The organism is Shuttleworthella sp. MSX8B, from assembly GCF_000524295.1.
In the GTDB taxonomy this organism is placed as follows: Bacteria; Bacillota; Clostridia; order Lachnospirales; family Lachnospiraceae; genus Shuttleworthia; species Shuttleworthia satelles.
Window position 1 is genome coordinate 59,493 of the sequence record NZ_JAQT01000033.1, and the last position, 21,863, is coordinate 81,355.

Annotated in this window: 19 protein-coding genes; 1 reads left to right on the top strand and 18 read right to left on the bottom strand. The window is 51.6% G+C overall.

All coding sequences use genetic code 11. From position 1 onward, the window contains the following. Window positions 1–111: 111 nt before the first annotated feature. From HMPREF1508_RS08025 to mtaB, 5 genes are all read right to left on the bottom strand, one after another. Window positions 112–2,376, bottom strand: coding sequence for a glycogen/starch/alpha-glucan phosphorylase (locus HMPREF1508_RS08025; protein WP_334291391.1), 2,265 nt, complete (start codon window positions 2,374–2,376; stop codon window positions 112–114). A 24-nt stretch (window positions 2,377–2,400) separates the two neighbouring features. Beyond that, on the bottom strand, window positions 2,401–3,234 hold the full coding sequence (locus HMPREF1508_RS08030) for a substrate-binding domain-containing protein (RefSeq protein ID WP_242834538.1): 834 nt from the start codon (window positions 3,232–3,234) through the stop codon (window positions 2,401–2,403). Then, complete coding sequence (locus HMPREF1508_RS10595; protein ID WP_242834539.1) at window positions 3,231–3,482, bottom strand: LacI family DNA-binding transcriptional regulator; 252 nt, start codon at window positions 3,480–3,482, stop codon at window positions 3,231–3,233. Before HMPREF1508_RS10595 ends, HMPREF1508_RS08030 begins: the two co-directional genes overlap by 4 nt. Further along, entirely contained in the window at window positions 3,483–4,997 is a 1,515-nt protein-coding gene (gene malQ / locus HMPREF1508_RS08035) for a 4-alpha-glucanotransferase (protein ID WP_044961057.1), read from the bottom strand. A gap of 132 nt (window positions 4,998–5,129) precedes the next feature. Next, window positions 5,130–6,482, bottom strand: a complete 1,353-nt coding sequence (gene mtaB / locus HMPREF1508_RS08040) for a tRNA (N(6)-L-threonylcarbamoyladenosine(37)-C(2))-methylthiotransferase MtaB (RefSeq protein WP_044961058.1) — start codon at window positions 6,480–6,482, stop codon at window positions 5,130–5,132. Window positions 6,483–6,760: 278 nt separating this feature from the next. Between mtaB and HMPREF1508_RS08050 the strand changes: the two genes are divergently transcribed. Beyond that, window positions 6,761–6,997: an HPr family phosphocarrier protein gene (locus HMPREF1508_RS08050; protein WP_006905519.1), complete on the top strand. Its 237-nt coding sequence runs from the start codon at window positions 6,761–6,763 to the stop codon at window positions 6,995–6,997. 160 nt (window positions 6,998–7,157) lie between these two features. Here the strand turns inward: HMPREF1508_RS08050 and thiI are convergent, their stop codons facing one another. The 13 genes from thiI to hrcA all read right to left on the bottom strand — a co-directional run bounded on the left by thiI (window position 7,158) and on the right by hrcA (window position 21,686). Next, window positions 7,158–8,342 carry a tRNA uracil 4-sulfurtransferase ThiI gene (gene thiI / locus HMPREF1508_RS08060; protein ID WP_044961061.1) on the bottom strand — a complete coding sequence of 395 codons (1,185 nt, stop codon included), beginning with the start codon at window positions 8,340–8,342 and terminating at the stop codon, window positions 7,158–7,160. Window positions 8,343–8,456: 114 nt separating this feature from the next. Further along, on the bottom strand, window positions 8,457–9,611 hold the full coding sequence (locus HMPREF1508_RS08065; RefSeq protein WP_044961062.1) for a cysteine desulfurase family protein: 1,155 nt from the start codon (window positions 9,609–9,611) through the stop codon (window positions 8,457–8,459). Between the two features lie 8 nt (window positions 9,612–9,619). Further along, window positions 9,620–10,360 carry an RsmE family RNA methyltransferase gene (locus HMPREF1508_RS08070; RefSeq protein ID WP_044961063.1) on the bottom strand — a complete coding sequence of 247 codons (741 nt, stop codon included), beginning with the start codon at window positions 10,358–10,360 and terminating at the stop codon, window positions 9,620–9,622. After that, the gene (locus tag HMPREF1508_RS08075) at window positions 10,327–11,325 is read right to left on the bottom strand and encodes a 50S ribosomal protein L11 methyltransferase (protein ID WP_044961064.1); all 999 of its coding nucleotides are present in this window, start codon (window positions 11,323–11,325) and stop codon (window positions 10,327–10,329) included. Before HMPREF1508_RS08075 ends, HMPREF1508_RS08070 begins: the two co-directional genes overlap by 34 nt. A 270-nt stretch (window positions 11,326–11,595) precedes the next feature. Then, complete coding sequence (locus tag HMPREF1508_RS08080) at window positions 11,596–12,480, bottom strand: sugar ABC transporter permease (protein WP_006905525.1); 885 nt, start codon at window positions 12,478–12,480, stop codon at window positions 11,596–11,598. After that, window positions 12,480–13,835 carry a carbohydrate ABC transporter permease gene (locus tag HMPREF1508_RS08085; protein ID WP_156923211.1) on the bottom strand — a complete coding sequence of 452 codons (1,356 nt, stop codon included), beginning with the start codon at window positions 13,833–13,835 and terminating at the stop codon, window positions 12,480–12,482. The genes HMPREF1508_RS08080 and HMPREF1508_RS08085 overlap by 1 nt, the downstream gene beginning before the upstream one ends. A gap of 78 nt (window positions 13,836–13,913) precedes the next feature. Then, window positions 13,914–15,152, bottom strand: a complete 1,239-nt coding sequence (locus tag HMPREF1508_RS08090; protein WP_242834540.1) for an extracellular solute-binding protein — start codon at window positions 15,150–15,152, stop codon at window positions 13,914–13,916. Window positions 15,153–15,493: 341 nt separating this feature from the next. Further along, window positions 15,494–16,678, bottom strand: coding sequence for a molecular chaperone DnaJ (dnaJ, locus tag HMPREF1508_RS08095; protein ID WP_006905530.1), 1,185 nt, complete (start codon window positions 16,676–16,678; stop codon window positions 15,494–15,496). Window positions 16,679–16,685: 7 nt separating this feature from the next. Then, window positions 16,686–18,560, bottom strand: coding sequence for a molecular chaperone DnaK (dnaK, locus tag HMPREF1508_RS08100; protein ID WP_044961066.1), 1,875 nt, complete (start codon window positions 18,558–18,560; stop codon window positions 16,686–16,688). 61 nt (window positions 18,561–18,621) lie between these two features. Then, window positions 18,622–19,347: a nucleotide exchange factor GrpE gene (grpE, locus tag HMPREF1508_RS08105; protein ID WP_156923212.1), complete on the bottom strand. Its 726-nt coding sequence runs from the start codon at window positions 19,345–19,347 to the stop codon at window positions 18,622–18,624. A 361-nt stretch (window positions 19,348–19,708) separates the two neighbouring features. Continuing rightward, on the bottom strand, window positions 19,709–20,317 hold the full coding sequence (locus HMPREF1508_RS08110; RefSeq protein ID WP_044961067.1) for a metalloprotease family protein: 609 nt from the start codon (window positions 20,315–20,317) through the stop codon (window positions 19,709–19,711). 62 nt (window positions 20,318–20,379) lie between these two features. After that, the gene (locus HMPREF1508_RS10890; protein ID WP_156923216.1) at window positions 20,380–20,619 is read right to left on the bottom strand and encodes a GNAT family N-acetyltransferase; all 240 of its coding nucleotides are present in this window, start codon (window positions 20,617–20,619) and stop codon (window positions 20,380–20,382) included. Further along, window positions 20,616–21,686, bottom strand: coding sequence for a heat-inducible transcriptional repressor HrcA (gene hrcA / locus HMPREF1508_RS08115; RefSeq protein WP_044961068.1), 1,071 nt, complete (start codon window positions 21,684–21,686; stop codon window positions 20,616–20,618). The genes HMPREF1508_RS10890 and hrcA overlap by 4 nt, the downstream gene beginning before the upstream one ends. Window positions 21,687–21,863: the final 177 nt, after the last annotated feature.

Consider the following 21,863-nt stretch of genomic DNA (forward strand, 5'->3'; position numbering starts at 1 on the left):
CACCTCGCTGGATCTCGCCGCCTGTGATCCGATTTTCTCCAGGCCAGGAACTCTCCTGCCCGGGCACAGAGACCAGTATAAGCCTAAAGACGAAAATCGTCTAATCTCCAATCAAACAAGATGCCAGATATCCTGATTGTACTGGGCAATAGTGCGGTCTGATGAGAAGAAGCCTGCATGGGCAATATTAACCACTTCCTTCTTCAGCCAGCTCTCCCGATCCTCGAAGTCAGTCAGAAGGCGGTTCTTGGTCTCAATATAATCTCTGAGATCCAGCAGTGCCATGAAGTAATCCTTGCCTGAAATCTCACGATGCAGCCGCTCTAAGCTCTCGGCATCGCCGATCGCCCGCATCTGATCGCCAATGATAAAGTCCACCAGCTGCCGGATCTGGGGATCCGCGTAGTAATCAGCGACATGATAGCTTCCCTGCGCATAGGCGTCAATAACATAGTCTTTCTTCTTGCCGAAGATATAGATATTGTCCGGGCCAACCAGTTCTCCAATCTCCACATTGGCCCCGTCTTCGGTGCCCAGAGTCAGAGCACCGTTTAGCATAAACTTCATGTTGCTGGTACCGGAAGCCTCCTTGGAAGCCAGTGAGATCTGTTCAGAGATGTCCGCAGCGGGAATAATCTTCTCCGCCTTGGTCACATTGTAGTTTTCCACCATAATCACCTTGAGATAAGGAGCAACCTCCGGATCATTGCAGGTCAGCTCCTGCAGACAGAGCAGAAGATGAATGATATCCTTGGCAATGATATAGGCCGGCGCCGCCTTGGCTCCAAAAATCATAGTGATGGGGCGATGCGGCAGATTTCCCTTCTTAATCTCAAGATACTGGTCAATGGCAAAAAGAGCATTCATCTGCTGGCGCTTATATTCGTGCAGACGCTTGACCTGCACGTCGAAAACAGAGGCCGGATCAACAACGACTCCCTGCGTCTCCTTCAGGAAGTCACTTAACTTCTGCTTGTTCTCCCTGCGAATGGCATCTAAGCGCTCATGAACTTCGGCATCATCAACATAGGCTATAAGCTTCTCAAGTTCTGTGGCATCCGTCTTAAATCCGTTCCCGATCAGAGTCTGAATATAACTGCTTAAGGCAGGGTTGCAGGCCATCAGCCAGCGACGGAAGGTAATTCCATTGGTCTTATTATTGAACTTTTCCGGATAGATCTGGTAGAAATTCTTAAGTTCTGATTCCTTGAGAATCTCCGTATGCAGAGCCGCAACACCATTGACCGAGAATCCGTAATGAATATCCATGTGAGCCATATGAACCCGGTTCTGATCATCAATCAGATAGGTGCTGGCATCTGTGATCTTCTCTCTCACCTTCTCATCCAGACGGCGAATGATGGGCATCAAATGGGGGACAACCTCCTCCAGATAATCGATTGGCCATTTTTCCAGCGCCTCGGCCAGGATGGTATGATTGGTATAAGCACAGGTCCTGGAGACGATCTCTGCCGCCTGATCAAAGTCAATGCCGCGCTCAATCAGCAGACGAATCAGTTCAGGGATAACCATAGAAGGATGCGTGTCATTGATCTGGATCACGACGGCCTCATCCAGATGGTGCAGGTCGACGCCTCTCTCCTCCGCTTCCATAAGGATCAGCTGAGCCGCATTGCTGACCATAAAGTACTGCTGATAAATGCGCAGCAGCTGGCCATCACGGTCACTGTCATCCGGATAGAGGAAAAGGGTCAGGCTCTTAGCCACATCCCTCTTGTCAAACTGAATTCCGCCGGCATGAGGCAGATTCTCATCGACACTGTCCACATCAAAGAGACGCAGACGGTTGACCGCTTCATTGCCATAGCCCGGGACAAAGATGTCATAGAGCGTCGACTGCAGATGGAACTTGGCGAAAGGGACCGTAAAGCTGATCTTGCTGCGCTTCTCCCAGTGATCCTTGGACAGCCAGGGATTTGGCATCTCACACTGTTTATTCTGGCGGAATTCCTGGCGGAAAAGCCCCAGGTGATAATTCAGGCCCACGCCATCTCCCGGCAGACCAAGGCTTGCAATGGAATCAAGGAAGCAGGCTGCCAGACGACCCAGTCCGCCATTTCCCAGGGAGGGTTCTTCTTCCAGATCCTCCAGATCTGCCACAGCAAGACCTCTCTCTGCAAGAAGCTCATTCATGGGCTGATACCAGCCCAAATTAATCAGATTGTTCGACAGAAGTTTTCCAATCAGAAACTCTGCTGAAATATAGTAGAGCTTCTTTTTCCCCTGAATCAGAGGGCGGTTCTGCAGTTCCTCCTGTACCAATGTCATCGCGGCATCTGCCAGCTGACTTGGATTTGCCTCCTGAAATCCTACTCCGTGCAGCTTTCTTAAGCTGGTCTCTAAATTCTCTCTCATCATCTCTTGATCCATCTTTTTCTCCTAACTGTTATGCTCATATTCTCTGTCCGCGGCAGATCCGTCTCTGTCTGTGACAGAATCCGCCTCCAGAAGACTCGCTGTAAAGAGCTGCCTCTCGCAGACCCGCTCTCCTTTGATCTGCCGGAAAAGCAGATCTACTGCCGCCCTGGCCATCGGCTCTGTCGGCTGTTTTAAGGTTGTCAGAGGCGGAATGATATAGCGAACGGATTCGATCCCATCGAACCCCATCACCGAATAGTCCTTCGGGATGCTCTTTCCGGCATCGTAAATTGCCTTATAGACGCCTAAGGCCATCCGGTCTGAAATAGCAAAAATCGCGCTGAAATCAGCTTTCGACTGGATCAGACGCCTGGCTGTCTCATAACCGCAGGCCTCCGTATAGCCCTCTGCCCCGGGATCAGCAAATCCGACCAGAGCGGAATCATAGGGGATTCCCGCCTCTTCTAAAGCCCGACAGTATCCGATACGCCTTAGGCGGGCAACCGTCGTGTCTGCCTCATGGCCGGCAATCAGGGCGATCCTTCGATGCCCCCGTCGAATCAGATAAGAAATTGCCCGGTAGGTCTCCTTCTCATCGTCGATCGTGACCGAAGCCGCCTTGCCCAACCCCGCTTCCTCTTCTACCGCGACGGAACACAGGACCGTTGGGACAGGCACCTGCTTGAGTTCCTCCTCCGGATAGCTCATGCGGCCGCCCAGAAAGATAATCCCCTTGAGGCGACGCTCCTTGACCAGCTGCGCCGCAGCCGCCACCGTGTCTTCTTCCTCGCGCAAACTGTGAAAGAGGAAACTGTAACTGCCCTTGCGCAGGCATTTCTCAATGCAGGTTATCATCTCCTGGAAGAAGGGATTGCAATGCCCTTTACAAGAAGAGCAATGGTATTACTGTCTGTCATCCGAAGATTTCTTGCACTGTTATTGGGAATATAATGGTACTGACGAACGATCTGAAGGATCCTGTCTCTCGTCTTGCGATTAATCGTAGGGTCATTATTGATCGCCCGTGAGACTGTGCTGATGCTGACCTTACATAGCCTGGCGATATCCTTGATGGTCAGGTTCTTCTCATCGTCTTTCCTCATTTATTCCGTCCGGTCTTTCTGCGAAACCAGCCGTCCGTAAGTCGCGGTCAGAGTATGGATATATTCTGCCAGCCCAGGACTCAGGGCCTCTTCAGTCACTCTCCACATCCAGTTGCCCCCCAGAGTAGATGGTCTGTTAATTCTGGCTCTGTTGTCAAGTCCCAGATAATCCTGCAGAGGAATGATGCAGCTGTCAGCCACAGATTCCTGTGCCAGACGAAGCATTCGCTCCGCCAGATCACGCTCATTGGTCTCCTCTGTTCCCAGATAAGCAAGAAACATCTTCTTATCCTCAGGGCACAGATCCCGAATCCAGCCGACCAGAGTCTCATTATCATGCGTGCCCGTATAGACCACGCAATTTCTGTCATAATTATGGGGCAGGTACAAATTGGCACCGCCAGTATCCCGGGAATCAAAGGCGAATTCCAATACCTTCATATTGGGATATTCTGTTCTGGCAACCAGCTGGCGAACCGAGTCTGTGATAAATCCCAGATCTTCGACCAGGATAGACACATGTCCCAGAGTCTCCCAGATCTTCTCAAAGAGGGCAAGCCCCGGCCCCGGCATCCAGGAACCATGTACTGCGTTTGGCGCCCCCGCCGGAATGCGATAATACTCGTCCAGACCGCGGAAGTGGTCAATGCGGATCACATCATAGAGTCTCATGCAGCGCCTGATCCTCTCAATCCACCAGGAGAAGCCATCCCTCTTCTGCCCTTCCCAGTCATAAAGAGGGTTGCCCCAGAGCTGTCCTTCCGCGGAAAATCCATCCGGCGGACATCCGGCAACTCCCGTTGGCTGACGGTTCTCATCTACCTGAAAAAGCCCGGGATTGCACCAGAAATCAGAACTGTCATGAGCCACATAGATGGGAATATCTCCAATGATCTCTATTCCCTTGCTGTTTGCATATGTCTTAAGGCGAAAATACTGATCCTGAAAAACATACTGCAGGTACTCGTAGAATAGAATTTCCCTCCGCAAGCCCTGCCTGGCCTGCTCTAAAGCCTGAGACTCCCGATTGCGCAGAGGACCCTCCCATTCGGTGAAGCTTCTTCCGCCGTGGGCGTCCTTTAAGGCCATGAAGAGGGCATAATCTTCCAACCAGAAGGCATTGTCTTCGACAAAGCACTGAAAATCCGGCATCTTCTCTATCTCGCCCCGCTCAAAGGCCCGGCGCAGGAGGGGAAAGCGCCTCTCATAGAGAGCCGCATAATCAATCTTCTCAGGATCCGACTCCAGGTTGGCGCTTTGGCACTCCTCCTCAGTCAGGAGTCCCTGTCCAATCAGCTCCTCCAGACTGATGAAATAGGGATTACCGGCGAAGGTCGAGAAGGACTGATAAGGAGAATCTCCATAGCTGGTCGGTCCCAGGGGCAGCAATTGCCAGTAGCTCTGTCCCGCCTCCGCCAAAAAATCCACAAAGCGATAAGCCTGCCGGGAAAAACAGCCAATTCCATATTCACCCGGCAGACTGAATACGGGCATTAACACACCACTTCGTCTCATAAACAAACTCCTGCTCTTTGGCACCCTTTGAAATCATTGCTGACAAAATATAGCATGTACTGAAATCGTTTTCAATACCGCCTGTAAACTTCGTGTAAACTATCCAATCAAGGCCCTCCTTTTTTGAATAGTTTACACATGGGCTTCTTCCATCTGAAGGATCTGCGTCCCCGGGATCAGCCCTGACGCTCTGCCCCGGATCAGCTGATTGCGCAGGTCTCTTCCGTCCGCTTTGACGGCTGCGCGCACGTACTCTCTGGTAAAACCGGTCCAGTAGTCTTCCCCGCGCAGGATCTCTTTCACCTCCATCAGGACTTCTGCTTCTCTTCCGATTTCCTGCCTGCGAAATTCTGCAGACATGCGGTCTGCCAGAGCCAGAAGAACATGACTTCTCCTGGACTTGGTCTCCTCATCCAGTTGCCCCGGCATCGTATCAGCAAGGGTCCCCCGGCGGCGGGAATACTTGAAGATATGCATTTCATAGAAACGGATCTCTTCCAAAAAATGTCTGCTGGCTTCAAATTCCTCCTCTGTCTCCTGGGGAAAGCCAACAATTACATCTGTCGTGATGGCTGGATGGGCAAAATTCTCGCGCAAAAGAGCGACTGCCTGTCGGAAATCCTGCGTCGTGTACCTGCGGTTCATCCTCTTTAGCGTCTCATCGCAGCCGGACTGCAGGGAGAGATGAAAGTGGGGACAGATCTTTTCTACCTTGGCCAGGCGCTCCGCGAATGCCCGGTCGACCAGGCGGGGCTCCATGGATCCTAAACGGATCCGCCGGATTCCTTCCACCCCTGCCACGGCCTCCACAAGTTCCATCAAATGCCCCCCGCCGGCCATTTCCTCCGACGCGACTTGGCGGTTATAAGAGGTCATTCCATAGGAGGAAAGGTGGATCCCATTTAATACAACTTCCTGATATCCGGAAGCTGCCAGACCGCGAACCTCCTTCAGAACGTCTTTTGGGCTGCGGCTTCGGATTCTGCCCCGGGCCAAGGGGATGATGCAGTAGGAGCAGAACTGATTGCACCCGTCCTGGACCTTGATAAAAGCCCTGGTGTGCTCTGCAGTTCGGGTCAGCTGAAGCCGCTCATAGTCAGGCTGCCGACTGTCTTCAGCCAGCTCCTTTACCCTGCGGTGATCTCTGCGAAACTCGTCGATGGCCCGGACCAGCTGGGTCTTCCGATTATTTCCGATAATAATATCAATGGACAAATCCTCCTCCGCCTCCCCGGCTGAAGTCTGTACATAGCAACCGGTCGCGACCACAATGGCATCCGGATTCTTCCTGCGGGCCCGGTGGATCATCTGCCTGGATTTGGCGTCGGCCATATTCGTCACAGAGCAGGTATTGATGATATAGACATCCGCCTGATCCTGAAAGGGGACGATTTGATAGCCCGCTGCCTCCAGCATTTGCTGCATTGCCTCCGTTTCATAGGAATTGACCTTACAGCCCAGATTGTGTAATGCTGCTCTTCTCATATCCGCTCTTTCTTTCGCTTTCCTTTCAAGACGCTGTCGTCAAGCTGACATCTCTCTGCCTTCAAGAATATTGGCGTCAGGCCGACATCACAGATCGCCTCTCCATCTGCCGCCCGGAATGCTCTTGTCTTCCAGCATTCCCGCTTCTTCTCTCCTCAACATTCGCGCTTATATTCTTCTCTCCCAAATATTCCCGCTTTATTGACATCTCTTCCGTCGGGTCGTAAGATGAACACGAATATTCACTTGATATCCATGCAATTGAGGAGGTTGCTACTATGAGCAATACACTGATGATTTCTCTCAACTCCATCGACAAGGTCAAGTCCTTCGTCAATACAATTGGCAAGTTTGATTCCGATTTCGATCTGATCAGCGGCCGCTATGTCATTGACGCCAAGTCGATCATGGGAATTTTCTCTCTGGATCTCTCGAAGCCCATCGAATTATCTATCCACGCGGAGGATAATGTCGACGAAATTCTTGAGGCACTAAAGCCCTACGTCGTCGAGTAATCGCATTCGGTCGGTTCCATCTTGCGCCGCCGAAAATATTTCTGTAAGAAAGAACAGTCCCGGGTCTGACCCTCAGGGCTGTTTTTCTTTTCTCTGCGCTTCTGATCCTCTTTGGGCCCCCTGTCGGCCTCTTTCTCTCTCACTGCTGAAGAGAGGGAGATCATTCACAGATTATCGTTTCGGTCGTCTCGATTGCCTGCCGGTACAAGTCCTCAATCCTCTCCGCCAGTTTGAGCTCACTGCGCTCAATGATCTCCAGTCGGGGCTTGGTGACAGGATGCCTGGCCACAAAGATGGTACAGCAATCCTCATAGGGAAGAATAGAGGTTTCATAAGTGTCGATCTTCTCAGCGATGGACACGATATCCTGCTTATCAAATCCGATCAGAGGGCGATAGACCGGCAGCTGACATACCGCATTCGTGCAGAGTAAAGACTGCATGGTCTGGGAGGCAACCTGGCCGATCGACTCGCCGGTAATAAGACCCATGCAAGCATTTTCCCTGGCGAAGTGCTCCGCGATCCTCATCATATAGCGGCGCATAATGATAGTCAGCTCATCGTGGGGGCACTGCTCATAGATATAGAGTTGAATATCCGTGAAGTTAACAATATGAAGTCGGATGGAACCCGCATATTTGGCCACCTGCTCGGCCAGATCAATCACCTTCTGTTTGGCCCGCTCGGAGGTATAGGGCGGAGCGTGGAAATAAGTCGCGTCTAAAGTAACACCTCGCTTTGCAATCATCCATCCTGCCACAGGAGAGTCGATTCCGCCCGACAGAAGAAGCATGGCCTTACCGTTGGTTCCGACAGGCATACCGCCGGGTCCCGGGATCATTCTGGCGTAGAAATTGATCTGCTCACGGATCTCCACGTTCAATTCAAAGTCCGGATGGTGTACATCAACCGTCATTTCCGGATAAGCATCCAGAATCTTCTCTCCGATCATAGCGTTTAAATCCATGGTATGAATCGGGTATTTCTTGTTGGGGCGGCGGGCCTTGACCTTGAAGCTGACATGGCGGTCGGGAAAGGCCTCCCCGATGTAGCGAACAATCTCCCCGGCCGTCTCATCAAAGCTTTTGATCTCTGTCAGAACGCAGGGACAAATCCAGATAATGCCGAAGACCCGGGTCAGGGCTCCGACCAATTCGTCATAGTCATAGTCGGACAGGCAGCGGATGAAGATGCGTCCTGTCTGTCTCTCAACCGCAAATTCTCCCTCGCAGTCGCGCAAATTGCGCTTGATCTGCCTCTCCAGCGCCTCCTCGAAAACGTGACGGTTCTTGCCCTTAATGGCAATCTCTCCGTATTTAATCAGAAATGCTTTGTACTGAACCATGGCTCCATCCTATTCTTCTCTTTACATTCCTTCTTATAACCGTTCTTCCTGCGATACTATGATTCTCTTTCGCATCGTCCCTCTTGCCATGTGACCGGCTGCCCCTGCGTATGGCTAATGTCTGCGAAACCTTGCCAGCACTGGCATCAGTTGTTCCATGCAGTCGCAGGCATAATCAATCTCCTCCATAGTCGTATATACCGATAGCGAAATTCTGATGGTGGAATCAAGTAAATCTCTGTTCAGACCAATTGCCTGTAGGGTTCTGCTGATTCTTGGATGATTGGAGGAGCAGGCGCTTCCGGCGGATACATAGACCCCCCTCTCCTCCAGAGCGTGCAGCATCACTTCCGCCCTGACTCCCGCAAGAGATACAGAGATAATCTGTGGAGCGGAGTCACGGCCGGTACGGCCGTTGACTGTCAGGCCGGGAATTTTGGACAAGCTCTTTACCATATGCTCCTTCAGGGCATAGAGACGGTTCTGCTCTTCCTCAAGATTGGCGCAGATCTTCTCGGCCGCAAGACCCAGCCCCGCAATGGCCGCCGTATTCTCTGTGCCGGATCGCAGTCCCCTCTCCTGGCCGCCCCCAAGAAGAAGCGGCTCGACTCTGCATTTATCCTTGATATATACAAAACCACTTCCCTTGGGTCCATGGATCTTATGCCCGGAAGCCGCCAGGAGGTCGATCCCCATATCCTTGGGGATAATTTTCACCTTTCCGTAGGACTGAACCGCGTCTGTGTGGAAGAGACAGTTTGGATTGACCGCTTTGATAAGAGGTCCCAGTTCTTCCAGGGGCTGCAGAGCGCCAATCTCATTATTGATCTGCATGATACTGACCAAGATGGTATCGGGGCGAATACGACTTCGCAGCTCCTCGAGATTGATCCTGCCATCTCCATCCACCTTCAGATCCTCAATCTCAAAGCCCTCCTCTGCCAGGGAACGCATACTCTCATATACGCAGGCGTGCTCAAAGGGAGAAGTCAGAATATGCCTGCCCGCCCTGTGATTGGCGTGAGCCGCTCCCCGAACAAGCAGATTATTCCCCTCTGTTCCGCCGGAAGTAAATACAATTTCCCTGCTCTTTGCCTTCAGGGTTCCGGCAATCCTCTCTCTGGCCTCTTTCAAATAGGCCTCCGCATCCATCCCCTTTTGGTGCAGGGCGGAGGGATTCCCATAGTCCTTCCGCAGAACTTTGACCATGAGATCCACCACCTCCTGATCTGTCTGTGTGGTGGCCGAATTGTCCAAATATACTTCCATACAAGCCTCTATCTGCTCTCACATGCCATCATGACCATGGTCATGGCTGCGATGGCCGCCGTATCGGTTCTTAAAATCCGTCTGCCCAGGGAAATGACTCTTATATTGTCTTTTCTTTGAGCCGCCTTTATCTCATCTGCCGCGAATCCGCCTTCCGGCCCAATAAATATGCCAATGCCTCCTGCATGGGCTACAGCCGTCAGGGCTTCGCCAGTCGCCTGCATGCCGCGGGCATTCTCATAGGGAAGAAGGACCAGATCCGCGTCACCCGCGTCATCCAGGGCTTTCTGATAAGGTGTGACCGGGGCGATCCTTGGAATGATGCTGCGTTTTGACTGTCGGGCTGCGTTGGCCGCAATCGCTTGCCAGCGTTCTCTCTTTTTGGCTTTCTTCTTCTCGTCCAGCCTGACCACACAGTATCTGGTCTCCACCGGAACAATCTCATAAACCCCCAGTTCAACCGCCTTCTCAATGACCGTCTCCATCCGGTCCCCCTTGGGAATCGCCTGAAAGAGACAGATCTTCTGGGCGAGCTCCGTGCTGGCAGCCTCCTCAACCAGCTTTACAGTCATCTCCTCCCGATCTACCGTCAGGACATGACCATAATAATCCCTGCCGCCGCGCACACTGACACGCACTTCCTCTCCGGGACGGATGCGAACGACTCTCCCCAGATGCCTGGCATCCTCTCCCTGAATCGTGACGATCTCATCATTCACTTGCCGCGCGTCGACAAAGACCTGCTGCATTCTTCTCCACCTGCTTTCCTCCTGGCAATGATACTGCGCCACTCACCCAGGGCATTGACCTCGACAATTTCCAGTTTCTGATCCCTCAGGGCATCTTCCACCTCTTCTTGCTTGAAGTCAATAATTCCGGATGTGATAAGAAGACCTCCCGGTCGGAGCCGATCCCGAAGATCCGGTGCCATCGCCGTGATAATATCCGCCAGAATATTAGCGAAGACAAGATCATAACAGCCCTCTCCCAGTTCCTTCCGCAGTCCGGTATCCTCCGCCAGATTTCCGATATAAAAGCGCGCCGGGTCAAAGCAAAAACCATTGGCCTCCATATTCTGCGCGACCGCATCCTTACAAATCGGGTCGATATCCGTGCCCGCCAGCGAACCGGCGCCAAGGCTTGCGGCAACTACAGAGAGAATCCCGGAGCCAAAACCCACATCCAGAACAGCATCTCCCTTCTTCAGATAATGACGCATGGCCCGGATACAGAGTTCGGTACTCTCATGCCTGCCGGTTCCGAAGGCAATGCCCGGATCAATGCGAATCAGGGTCTTCCCTTCCAGGTCTGCGGGAGGGTTCTCCCAACTGGGGACAAAGAGAATATCCTCAATGGAAAAGCTGTGGAAGTACTCTTTCCACTTGTCCTGCCAGTCCTCCCGCCGGACCCGTTCCTCACGAATGGTCAAAGAACCCATATCCGCATATGCTCTGGCCCCTTCCAGGGCACTTCGAACTCTCCTGAGCAGTTCTGTATGATCCCCCTCTGCGTCCAGATAGAAACGGATGCGGCAGGAGCCGTCGTCCTCCGGCAGATCCGGCTGTAACTCCTCGAAATTGCCCCCCTGTATGCTGTCATCGACCGGAAGCAGATCATCAATCTCAAGGGAATCGATCCCTTCCTCTGCCAAAAGACAGCTGACAATCTCCTCCGCCTCCTCCCTCGTCTCAATCGTATAGCAAATATAGTCCATATTCTCTCCTCTTCGGCGGGAAAAGCCTGACGCCGCAAATCTTCGCCCTCCAAAGCGACAATGGAATGTATGCTTTGCAAACAGTCGATTGTCACATGTCACGACATGCATGTTCTGCAACGACTTGATTGCCAGTTATCATAAAAACAGCACACGGAAGCCCTCTCACAGGAGGGCATGTCCGTGTGCCATACTAGCATAAAATGTAATTACTGTCGATCATTCCATTGGCTGGCCAGCAGCCTGATTTCAGCCTGCTTCCGGTCTGTCTTATCCCTTGACCGCTCCAGACATTCCCTCGACATAGAACTTCTGCATGAAGACAAAGAGAATTGCGATCGGAACAGAAATCACAACAGCTCCCGCTGCAAAGCAGGTATACCACTGATTGATATATTCTTTCTGCAGCATGTTCCAAAGGCCGATGGCAACCGTAAACTGATCGGAGTTGGCTCGCACAATGACCTTGGCAAAGATGAAGTCAACCCAGGGGCCGATAAAGGAGGTCATGATCGTGTAGATAATGATCGGCTTTGACAGCGGTATGGTAATTCTCGTAAATACCTGCCATTGGGTCGCGCCGTCCACAATTGCGGCCTCGTCAACCGCACGGGGAATCATGTCAAAATAGCCCTTCGTAATCTGGAATCCCAGACCGGTTCCGGCTGAGTAGACAATGATCAAGGCCAGACGGATCATGGATCCGTCGGTCAGCCCCATTGCCTTCAGGATATAATACTCGGCAATCATAGCCATAAATCCCGGGAACAATCCAAGAATCATAGCCAGATTCATGTAGGGCTTACGAAAGCGAAAGCGCATACGGGACAGGCAGTAAGAAACGGACAGAACGAAGAAAGTCGAGACAATGCAGGTGCAGATCGCTATGATCAAGGTGTTTCCGAACATGCGCGGAAAATCTAACACATTACGGTCTGTGAACAGCTTGACATAATTGGCAAGCGTGTAACCCTTTGGGAAAAAGGTGCTGACATAGGAGCCCGGTTCTGCGCGGAAGCTTGTCAGTACGATCCATAAGATCGGCAATATCCATATTGCCGCCAGCACTGCCAAAAACAGGTGAACAAGGAGATTGTTGATGCGCTTGGAAAGACTCTTTCGATTACGCTTTACTGTAACTGTATTCGTATTCATCACATGAACGCCTCCTCGTTCTTATAGGATTTCGATCTGCGGTAGGTTACGAGTGTAACGACCGTCAGGATAACAAATGTCAGGATACCGATAACCGCGCCCAGATTGTAATACTGCTGGTCAATGGTCAGCTTGTAGAGCCAGGTTACCAGAAGATCCGTCTGTCCTGCCGTGTCGCCCACATAGGTAGGACCACCACCGGATAAGAGGTAAATGACATTGAAGTTATTGATGTTGCCCACAAATGAAGTGATCAGATAGGGCGTCGTCACAAACAGCATATAGGGCAGGGTAATCTTCATGAAGATCTTGACCGGACCCGCCCCGTCCATGCGTGCCGCTTCATAGAGTTCGCTCGGAATATTCTGAAGAATACCCGTGACCTGAAGCATGGTGTAGGGGATACCTACCCAGAGATTGATCAGGATGATCGTAACCCTGGCCCACATAGCATCTGTGAAGAAGGGCAGGGGACCGCTGATCAATCCATGATTCTGCAGGAGAACATTGATTGCGCCCGACGGCTGCAGCATGATATTCATAATCATCAGTGAAACGAACTGCGGAACCGCAATTGAGAGCACAAAGCAAAAGCGCCAGAAGCCCTTTGCCTTTGTCTCCTTGCGGTTGATGATCATGGCAAGAATCATTCCCATGACATAGTTTAAGAAGGTCGCAACCAGTGCCCAGACAACGGTCCAGGCCAGGACATGCCAGAACTGCCTTCCTATATTACCGCCGAAGTTCAGTACGCGCTGGAACTGGACCAGGCCGTTCCAACCGAATAACTGTAAGTGATTATCTTCCTTGGAATAGGAGGTGAAGGCCATGCTGATCATGTAAACCAGAGGCACAATATTGAATACCAAAATACCGATGCATGGCAGAGACATCAGGGTGATGTGCAGGTTCTCATCGAAGAGAGATCTGATATCCTCGGCGAAGGTCTTGACATGGACATTGTTTTCTTTTTGCAGTTGCAGACGATATGCCTGCTTGATCTGCATAATCCACAGGAGGATAAATCCTACGATCACAAAACAGGTCACGATCCCGGATAGAAGAATCAGCTGTGAATTATCCCCAGCTGAGTACTCGTAGATCTGCTTTGCTTCGTTCCAGACCTTCTGCTGGGCCGAGTTACCGAGTGAAGGCAGCATAGATAAAGCATAGCCTCCGGAAGTAGCCATATAGAGCACAAAAGCAACTTCCAGCAGAAAAATAAGACAGCCCTTGATCTTCTGCCCCTTGAGAAATATCCCAAGTCCCATGAAGGGGATGGATAACTTCGTCTGTATATCTCCGGCGGCAATCGCCTTCGAGAGTGGAATTTTACTTTGCATTTTATTTTCCATACAATTCATCCAATTCTATAAGAAAAGAGGAATGCGGCTGTAATGCCAACCGCATTCCTTCCATCAGTAAATGCAATGTTATTGAACGGCAGCTGTATTCATGGCCTTGTTCATGCTCTCCGTCTTCTCAGCGGCATTATCATGCGTTACTGTGCCGGCAATGATCTCCTTACCCATAGATTCTGCGGGCGTCCAATACTGGCCCATACCGGACTGCAGGGGCTGAACAATTGCGCAATTCTCGATGGTGCTCATCTGTACCTTTGACAGATCATCGGAAACCTTCAGCGTGGTATCAGAAGGAATCACCTTGCGAAGATCATAGTGATCCTGCTGTGCCTTGGAGCTTCCCAGGAAGGCTGCCAGAGCAACAGCAATCTCAGAATTCTTGCTGTTGGGGTTGACACCGATTGCCTTGGAACCCGCGAAGGCCTTCATCTGCACTTCCTTGCCGTTTAAGTTGAACTTGGGGGGTACGGCAATTCCTACATTCTCCTGGCCGAGAGCGTCTACAACGGACTTATAATCCCAGGAACCTGAGAAGAGAGCATTAATTGTTCCGTCTCCCAGGGTACTAGCTGACAGGCCATTGGCATCCTTGAAGTTGGGGTTCTTAGCAAGATCAATCAGGTAATTGGTGACTGCTGTCGCCTTGTCTCCGCCAAAGTCAATACCAGCCTTGCCGTCTGTTCCGTCCTTGCCGAACAGAGTGCAGCCGTTTGCCACGTAGGTAGAGGCGAAATACCATGAATTGGATAAGGGGAAACCGACCTTACCCTTCTTCAACATGGTATCGAGGTTCTTGGCGTCGTCTGCGGAGAAGACACGCTTGTCATAATACATAAACCAGGTATTGCCCGTGAAAGGGACACCGTAGATCGAATTGTTATAGGTAACCGTACTGACGGTCGTCGCATCGTTATTCTTCTTGATTGCCTCAACCGTTGATCCTCCCAGCTCTGCCAGAGCGTTGGCCTTGAGCAGGTCGGGAATCTGGTCATTGGCATACATGAATACGTCGGCTGCCGCTCCCGGATCTGAGGCTACAAGATTCTTGGCATCACCCTCAGGGCATACGCCGGTATTAAAGGTAAGCTTCCACTCCGGATGTGCCTGCTGGAATGCATCCAACTCCTTCTTGAGCCAGTTGCCCTGCTCCTCAGACTGATCCTCTGATGGTGACCAGACGGTAAGCGTTGCTTCCTTTGATTCCGTTTTCGTATTCTTGTCTGACGTCTTACCGCCAGCGCAGCCTGTCAATGCAGAAACCCCCATCAACGCGGTCAGGCCAAGTGCTGCAAGTTTTTTACTTTTCATAGTTCCCTCCATAAAAGCACATATCTTGTAAACGTTTCCAAGCGTTCACACAACTTACATTCTTATATTATGCAAAATGCTCACACATTTCAACTATTTTTTTAAATCCATCGTCATTATGTCGGGTAAAACCTGGATTTGGTCGGTTTTATCCCGAATTCAGCACTTCAAACGGGCCAAAAAGCGCCTCCTGACTTCCTGGTCCGATCAAAAAGGGCGATCCTCCTGTCGTTCATTGTCATGGAAAAAAGAACACAGCCGCTTCCTCTCGATAAAATCAAAAGGAAGAAAGCTGTGCTCTCTGTCTTTATATAAGAATCCTGATACTGGGATCCTGTCAATTATTCCATCGCGTCGTCGAACTTATCCTTCATCTCCTGCATCTTCTCCCGAAAGCCCTTCTTTCTCGGCTTGGGATTTGACGCGGACTTAAGACTTGCTCCGGAGAGCTCATCGAAATGGCGAAGTGCCTCCTTGGCCTCTTCCGTCAGATGGGTCGGCGTCTGTACCACCAGGGTGACATAGTGGTCGCCGCGCACATTCTTGTTGCGCAGAGTGGGAACGCCCTTTCCCCGCAGGCGAATCCTCGTATCCGTCTGTGTCCCGGGCTTTACCGTGTAGATCACCTTGCCGTCAATGGTGTCAATCTCGACATCGCTTCCGATTGCCGCCTGGGCGTACGTGATCGGAGCGGATGAGTAGAGATCGAAGCCGTTTCTCTGGAAAATAGGATGCCCGGAAACCCGGACCTCGACCAGAAGATCCCCTCTGGGGCCTCCGCCTGTCCCCGGCTCACCCTTGTCGCGAATACGAACGGACTGTCCATTGTCAATCCCGGCGGGTATATTGACCTGTATCTTCTTGCGTCTGGTGATATATCCGCTCCCGTGACAGTCCGGGCATGGGCTCTCGATCACCTGCCCGCTGCCTCCGCAATCGGGACAGGTCGTCACATTCTGCACGGTTCCAAACATGGACTGCTGGGTCATAACGACCCGGCCCTTACCGCCGCACTTGGAGCAGGTTTTCTTTCCTGTTCCCGGCCTGCAGCCTGAGCCATGACAGGTCGGACACTCCTCCTTCAGGTTCAGATCCAGTTCCTTGACCACGCCGAAGACTGCCTCTTCGAAGCTGATGCGGACAGACGCGTGAACATTCGCCCCCTTATGGGGACCGCGCTGGGCGGAGGATCCGCCGAAGCCGCCAAAGCTCCCAAAGCCGCCGAAGAGATCTCCGAAGATATCTCCAAAGTCCATACCGGAGAAATCAAATCCGCCGGCTCCACCTGCTCCGTTGCCCTCGAAAGCTCCCATACCGAACTGATCGTACTGGCGGCGTTTGTCCGGATCCGAGAGGATGGCATAGGCCTCTGAGGCCTCCTTGAACTTCTCCTCTGCCGCCTTGTCCCCCGGGTGAGAATCCGGGTGATATTTCTTGGCGAGCTTGCGATATGCTCTTTTCAGAGCTGCGTCGTCGGCATTTCTGTCGACGCCCAGCACCTCATAAAAATCTCTCTTGTCTGCCATGATCTAATTAAACTTCCTTGAAATCCGCATCGACAACATCATCATTGCCATCCGCAGTATTCCCTGCCTGCGCGCCGGCCTCAGGGCCGCCTGTGGCCTGTCCCTGCTGGGCTGCTGCCTGCTGCTCGTACATCTTGGAGAAGACCTTCTGGGCAGAGCCCTGCAGCTTCTCAAGAGCAGCCTTGATCTCGCCCACCTGCGCGTCTGAGAGCTCCTCCGGCTGCGTATACTGATTCAAGAGATCCCGAAGAGCCTTTATGTCAGCCTCAACAGCGGACTTATCAGCCGCGTCAAGCTTGTCTCCGACCTCCTCTAAGGCCTTCTCCGTCTGGAAAGCGAAGGAATCCGCCTCATTTCTGGTGTCAACCGCCTCCTTGCGCTTCTTGTCCTGAGCCTCATACTCCTGAGCCTCCTTAACGGCCTTCTCGATATCCGCATCAGACATGTTGGAACCGCCGGTGATCGTGATATGCTGCTCCTTGCCGGTGCCGAGATCCTTAGCGGATACGGTCACGATGCCATTGGCGTCAATGTCAAAGGTAACCTCAATCTGAGGTACGCCATGCTGTGCCGGGGGGATTCCGTCCAGACGGAACTGGCCGAGAGACTTGTTGTCTCTGGCAAACTGGCGCTCACCCTGTACGACGTTGATATCTACCGCGGTCTGATTATCCGCTGCTGTGGAGAAGATCTGGCTCTTCTTGGTGGGGATGGTCGTATTCCTCTCGATCAGACGGGTCGCAACGCCGCCCATGGTCTCGATCGACAGAGAAAGGGGAGTGACATCCAGAAGAAGGATGTCGCCGGCGCCGGCATCTCCTGCCAGCTTGCCTCCCTGGATGGAAGCGCCGATTGCGACGCACTCGTCAGGATTCAGGTTCTTCGAGGGCTCCTTGCCCGTCAGCTCCTCAACCTTCTTCTGTACGGCCGGAATACGGGTAGAGCCGCCGACTAGAAGAACCTTGGACAGGTCGCTCACGTTAAGACCCGCATCGCGAAGAGCATTCTGAACCGGAACCGCCGTCCTCTCAACCAGGTCATGGGTCAGTTCATCAAACTTTGCTCTGGTCAGATCCATATCAAAGTGCTTGGGCCCCTCCGCCGTTGCCGTAATGAAGGGCAGATTGATATTGGTCGTCGTCGCGGAGGAGAGCTCCTTCTTGGCCTTCTCAGCGGCCTCCTTGAGCCTCTGCATAGCCATCTTGTCTCCGGAGAGGTCTACGCCCTCGGCATTCTTGAACTCAGAGAGCATCCAATCAACGACCGCGTTATCAAAGTCATCGCCGCCCAGATGGGTATCCCCATTGGTAGAGAGAACCTCAATGACGCCGTCTCCGATCTCAATGACAGAGACATCAAAGGTACCGCCGCCCAGATCATAAACCATGATCTTCTGCTCTTTCTCGTTGTCCAGTCCGTAGGCCAAAGCAGCTGCTGTCGGCTCGTTGATGATTCTCTTGACATCCAGGCCCGCGATCTTTCCCGCGTCCTTGGTCGCCTGACGCTGCGCGTCATTAAAGTATGCCGGAACCGTGATGACCGCCTCTGTCACCTTCTCACCCAGATAATTCTCGGCATCGTCCTTGAGCTTGGAGAGAATCATCGCGGAGATCTGCTGGGGCGAGTACTTCTTTCCGTCGATGACACGGCCGTTATCCGTTCCCATATCTCTCTTGATCGAAGAAATGGTCTTCTCCGCGTTGGTCACCGCCTGTCTCTTGGCCGGTTCGCCGACCAGACGCTCTCCGCTCTTGGTAAATGCCACGATTGAGGGTGTCGTTCTGGACCCCTCCTTGTTGGGGATGACGTTGGGCTGTCCGCCCTCCATAACAGCGACACAGCTGTTTGTTGTTCCTAAATCAATTCCAATAATCTTGCCCATAATTTTTTCCTCCTGAAATCATTTTTGAATTATAAAAATCAGATAATCTGTACCTGTCTCTTTAGTTGGCCACCTTGACCATGCTGTGGCGGATGACCCGGTCGTGAAAACGGTATCCCTTTTGCAATTCCTCCACGATCTCGTTCTCACCGGCGTTCTCGTCATCCACATGCATCACTGCATTGTGAAGCTCAGGATCAAAGGTCTGCCCCAAGGCCTCAATGGGACTGACTCCCAGATCTGTTAGAGTCGTGATCAGCTGCTTATAGATCTTATCCATGCCCTCCGCAAAGGCATCTGCCTCTCCTTCCGGCAAGAGACTCAATCCGCGCTCGAAGTTGTCGACCACAGGAAGAATCTTCTCGACAATAGCCGAAGCGCCCATCTCAAAGCTGGCATTCTTCTCTTTCTCCGTTCGCTTGCGGAAATTGTCGAATTCAGCCATCTGACGGGTCACCCGGTCTGTGAGCTCGGCGATCTTCTCATCTCTCGGATCCTTCTTCTTGTGAAAGATTCCCTTCCCGCTCTCTTTTTGTCCGGGGTCCGCTTCTGCGGTATCCGCAGCTTCGACGGCGTCCTTGGTTGGGGGGTCTGCCTCTCTCCCAGTCTCACCATCCGCTTCTGTCCTGACAGCTTCCTCAATATCCTCAGGTCCAGCAGTTTCTTCTGCTGTTTCCCCGTTCTCACCGGCCTTTTCCTGCTTCTTCGCTTCTTCTCTGGCCTCTCTTACGGCTTCTTTCACAGCCTCTTCATTGCTGCTCTCCGGAGTCTTCTTTTCTTCAGCCAAAAAACTACCACCTTTCTCGGGTCTGCGACCCTGGGATTTGTTTCAATTAGCACTCGATATTGGTGAGTGCTAATATCTTCATGCACTAAGATAACACCCCTCACAGATCGTGTCAACTTAAATTTGCAAGTTTTTCACTGAAGAAAAATGAAAACGTAAATTCTATTCTTCTAAAAGGGTGAGGACAAAAAATTGGGCGCTGCAATGCCCCTGGGAGAACAGATGAAGTATTCGAAAGAGCAGATGATGGTTGCGCTGACATTGTATAACGCAATTGGATCGTTAAATGTCGCCATACTGACACCGGGATATCCCTCAAATCCTATACATTATTGTTCCCCGTATCACGGAAAGCTGCTGATCAGCCTCCGATCGAACTCAAATATGCATACAAACCATCCTGTGAATCGCGGATGACAGCACCTTTGGGGACTTTTCTCATAACATTTATTGCATCCATATAGTCAGGCGCCGGAGATATAAGTCCCATGAATGCGGATACGACGCATATCGTAAGTAGTGGTTTCATTGTTATTGGAATAAAGATGATTCCTATTAGAGGAATGATTCCCAAAAGGGCAGGGGCTAAAGACATACAGATAAACCGCCTTTTTGTAAGAGGATGATATGAAATGGCCCATGCCTGCATTTTACGAACACACAGTCCCACCCACACCGTAGCTTCTTTCGGATAACAAACTGCGTGCGCAAACTCGTGAATCGGTAATGCTATCATAAATCCAATCAAAAAGGCCGGAACAAGGTATATTGGAGAAATCGGTGCTTCCTTGCTTGTAAATGCCTTTAAGAATACCGCCAACATGCAAATCATCATTGGAGCTATACCAAACGGCAGGGACTTACCGATAAATCCCTCAGCATCACGAATCTTAACCGCATTCTGCTGAACCGGCGGACTTTGATGCGATGTTCCAAATTCTTTTTTATTTCCTTCCCAAACGATCGCCATCTTAACCTCAGAATCGTACCTTTAAAATGATTTTGACATCTCCTGCCAATCTTCCTTCTTCATCAGGTATATCTATGGCGCAGCATTTCCTTCACAGCTTCCGGCATGATACCCTGACCCTGAAATGCTTCTCCAAACCAGTATGCCCGTTCGGCACTTGCCATATATTCTGCAATCTGAAATACAGCAAACGCTTCGTCTCCGATGACTCCCGCATCATGTGCTACTTCTGCAAAATACAGCTTCTCTGCATCATCCGATGACAGAAAAGCTGTTGCAGCAACAAACTCTATTCTCTTTATTCCCGGGCATCTTCCATGATCTCAGAGAGCTTGCTCTTGAGCTCTTTGAGACTGCCCATCACCTTGGCATAATCCATTCGCTTGGGCCCCACGATACCGATCGTCCCCCTGACTCCGTCACCCAGGTCATAGTTGGCTGTCACAACTGAGCAGTCCGGCATGTTTCCGATGGGAGATTCACTTCCAATATAGACCTGGATCCCCGTCGAATCGGGATTGTTGGCGCTCTGCTCCTGCACGTCATTGATCAGCTCCGCCAATTGTCCCTTCTCCTCAAAGGTAGAGATGAAGGTCGAGGCCTTTTGCGCGTCAGACAGCTCCGGGTATTTGAAAATATTGGTGGCTCCGGACGTATAGATCTCCAGTCCGTCATCCTCACGCAGCGTCTCCGGAATGGTCTTTAAGACCTCCGCCACAATATCCTCGTGAATTCCCGCCTGCTCCTGCATCCTGCTGATCGTAGTCAGATTGATTTCCTGCGCGGTCAGCCCATTCAGGCTGTTGTTGAGCAGCATATTGAGCTTCAGGAGATTCTCACCGCTCAGAATGCTCTTGACCTCAATCAGGCGGCTCTTGACCATATTGCCTCCCATCATGATGACGGCCAGGATCTGGTGCTCATTAACCTGAGAGAGCTGGAGGAACTTAATTCGGTTCTTGCTCACAGCCGGCGCGGAGATCAGGGAGGTGTACTGCGTGGTATTGGCCAAAAATTTGGCAACCTGCTGTAAGACCTTATCCATCTTCTCCGTCTTCTGGATCACGAAGTCCTTGAGCTCTGTAACCTCCTGGTCCTTCTCCGCCATCAGATGATCCACATAGAAGCGATAGCCCTGATCCGTCGGGATCCGGCCGGCCGAGGTGTGGGGACGAATGATGTAGCCCATCTCCTCTAAGTCGCTCATCTCATTGCGAATCGTAGCGGAGCTCAGACTGACGCCCTCTAACTTGGAAATCGTCCTTGAACCGACCGGCTCTCCGGACTCCAGGTAATTCTGAATAATTGCGTGGAGGATCTTTGACTTGCGCTCGGAAAGTTCCTCAATACCCTGCCCGGAATCTGCCATAGATTTCTCCTCTCTTTTGGCACTAGCACTCGATTCTCCTGAGTGCTACAACTTCTTTTATTGTAGGGACAGGGCCTTTGCCTGTCAACACGAGGAGACGAATCTACTGCTTTTAGGGAGACAAATTACTGCTTTTGTGCGATAAATTACTGCTTTTGTGAGATAAATTTGCCGCTT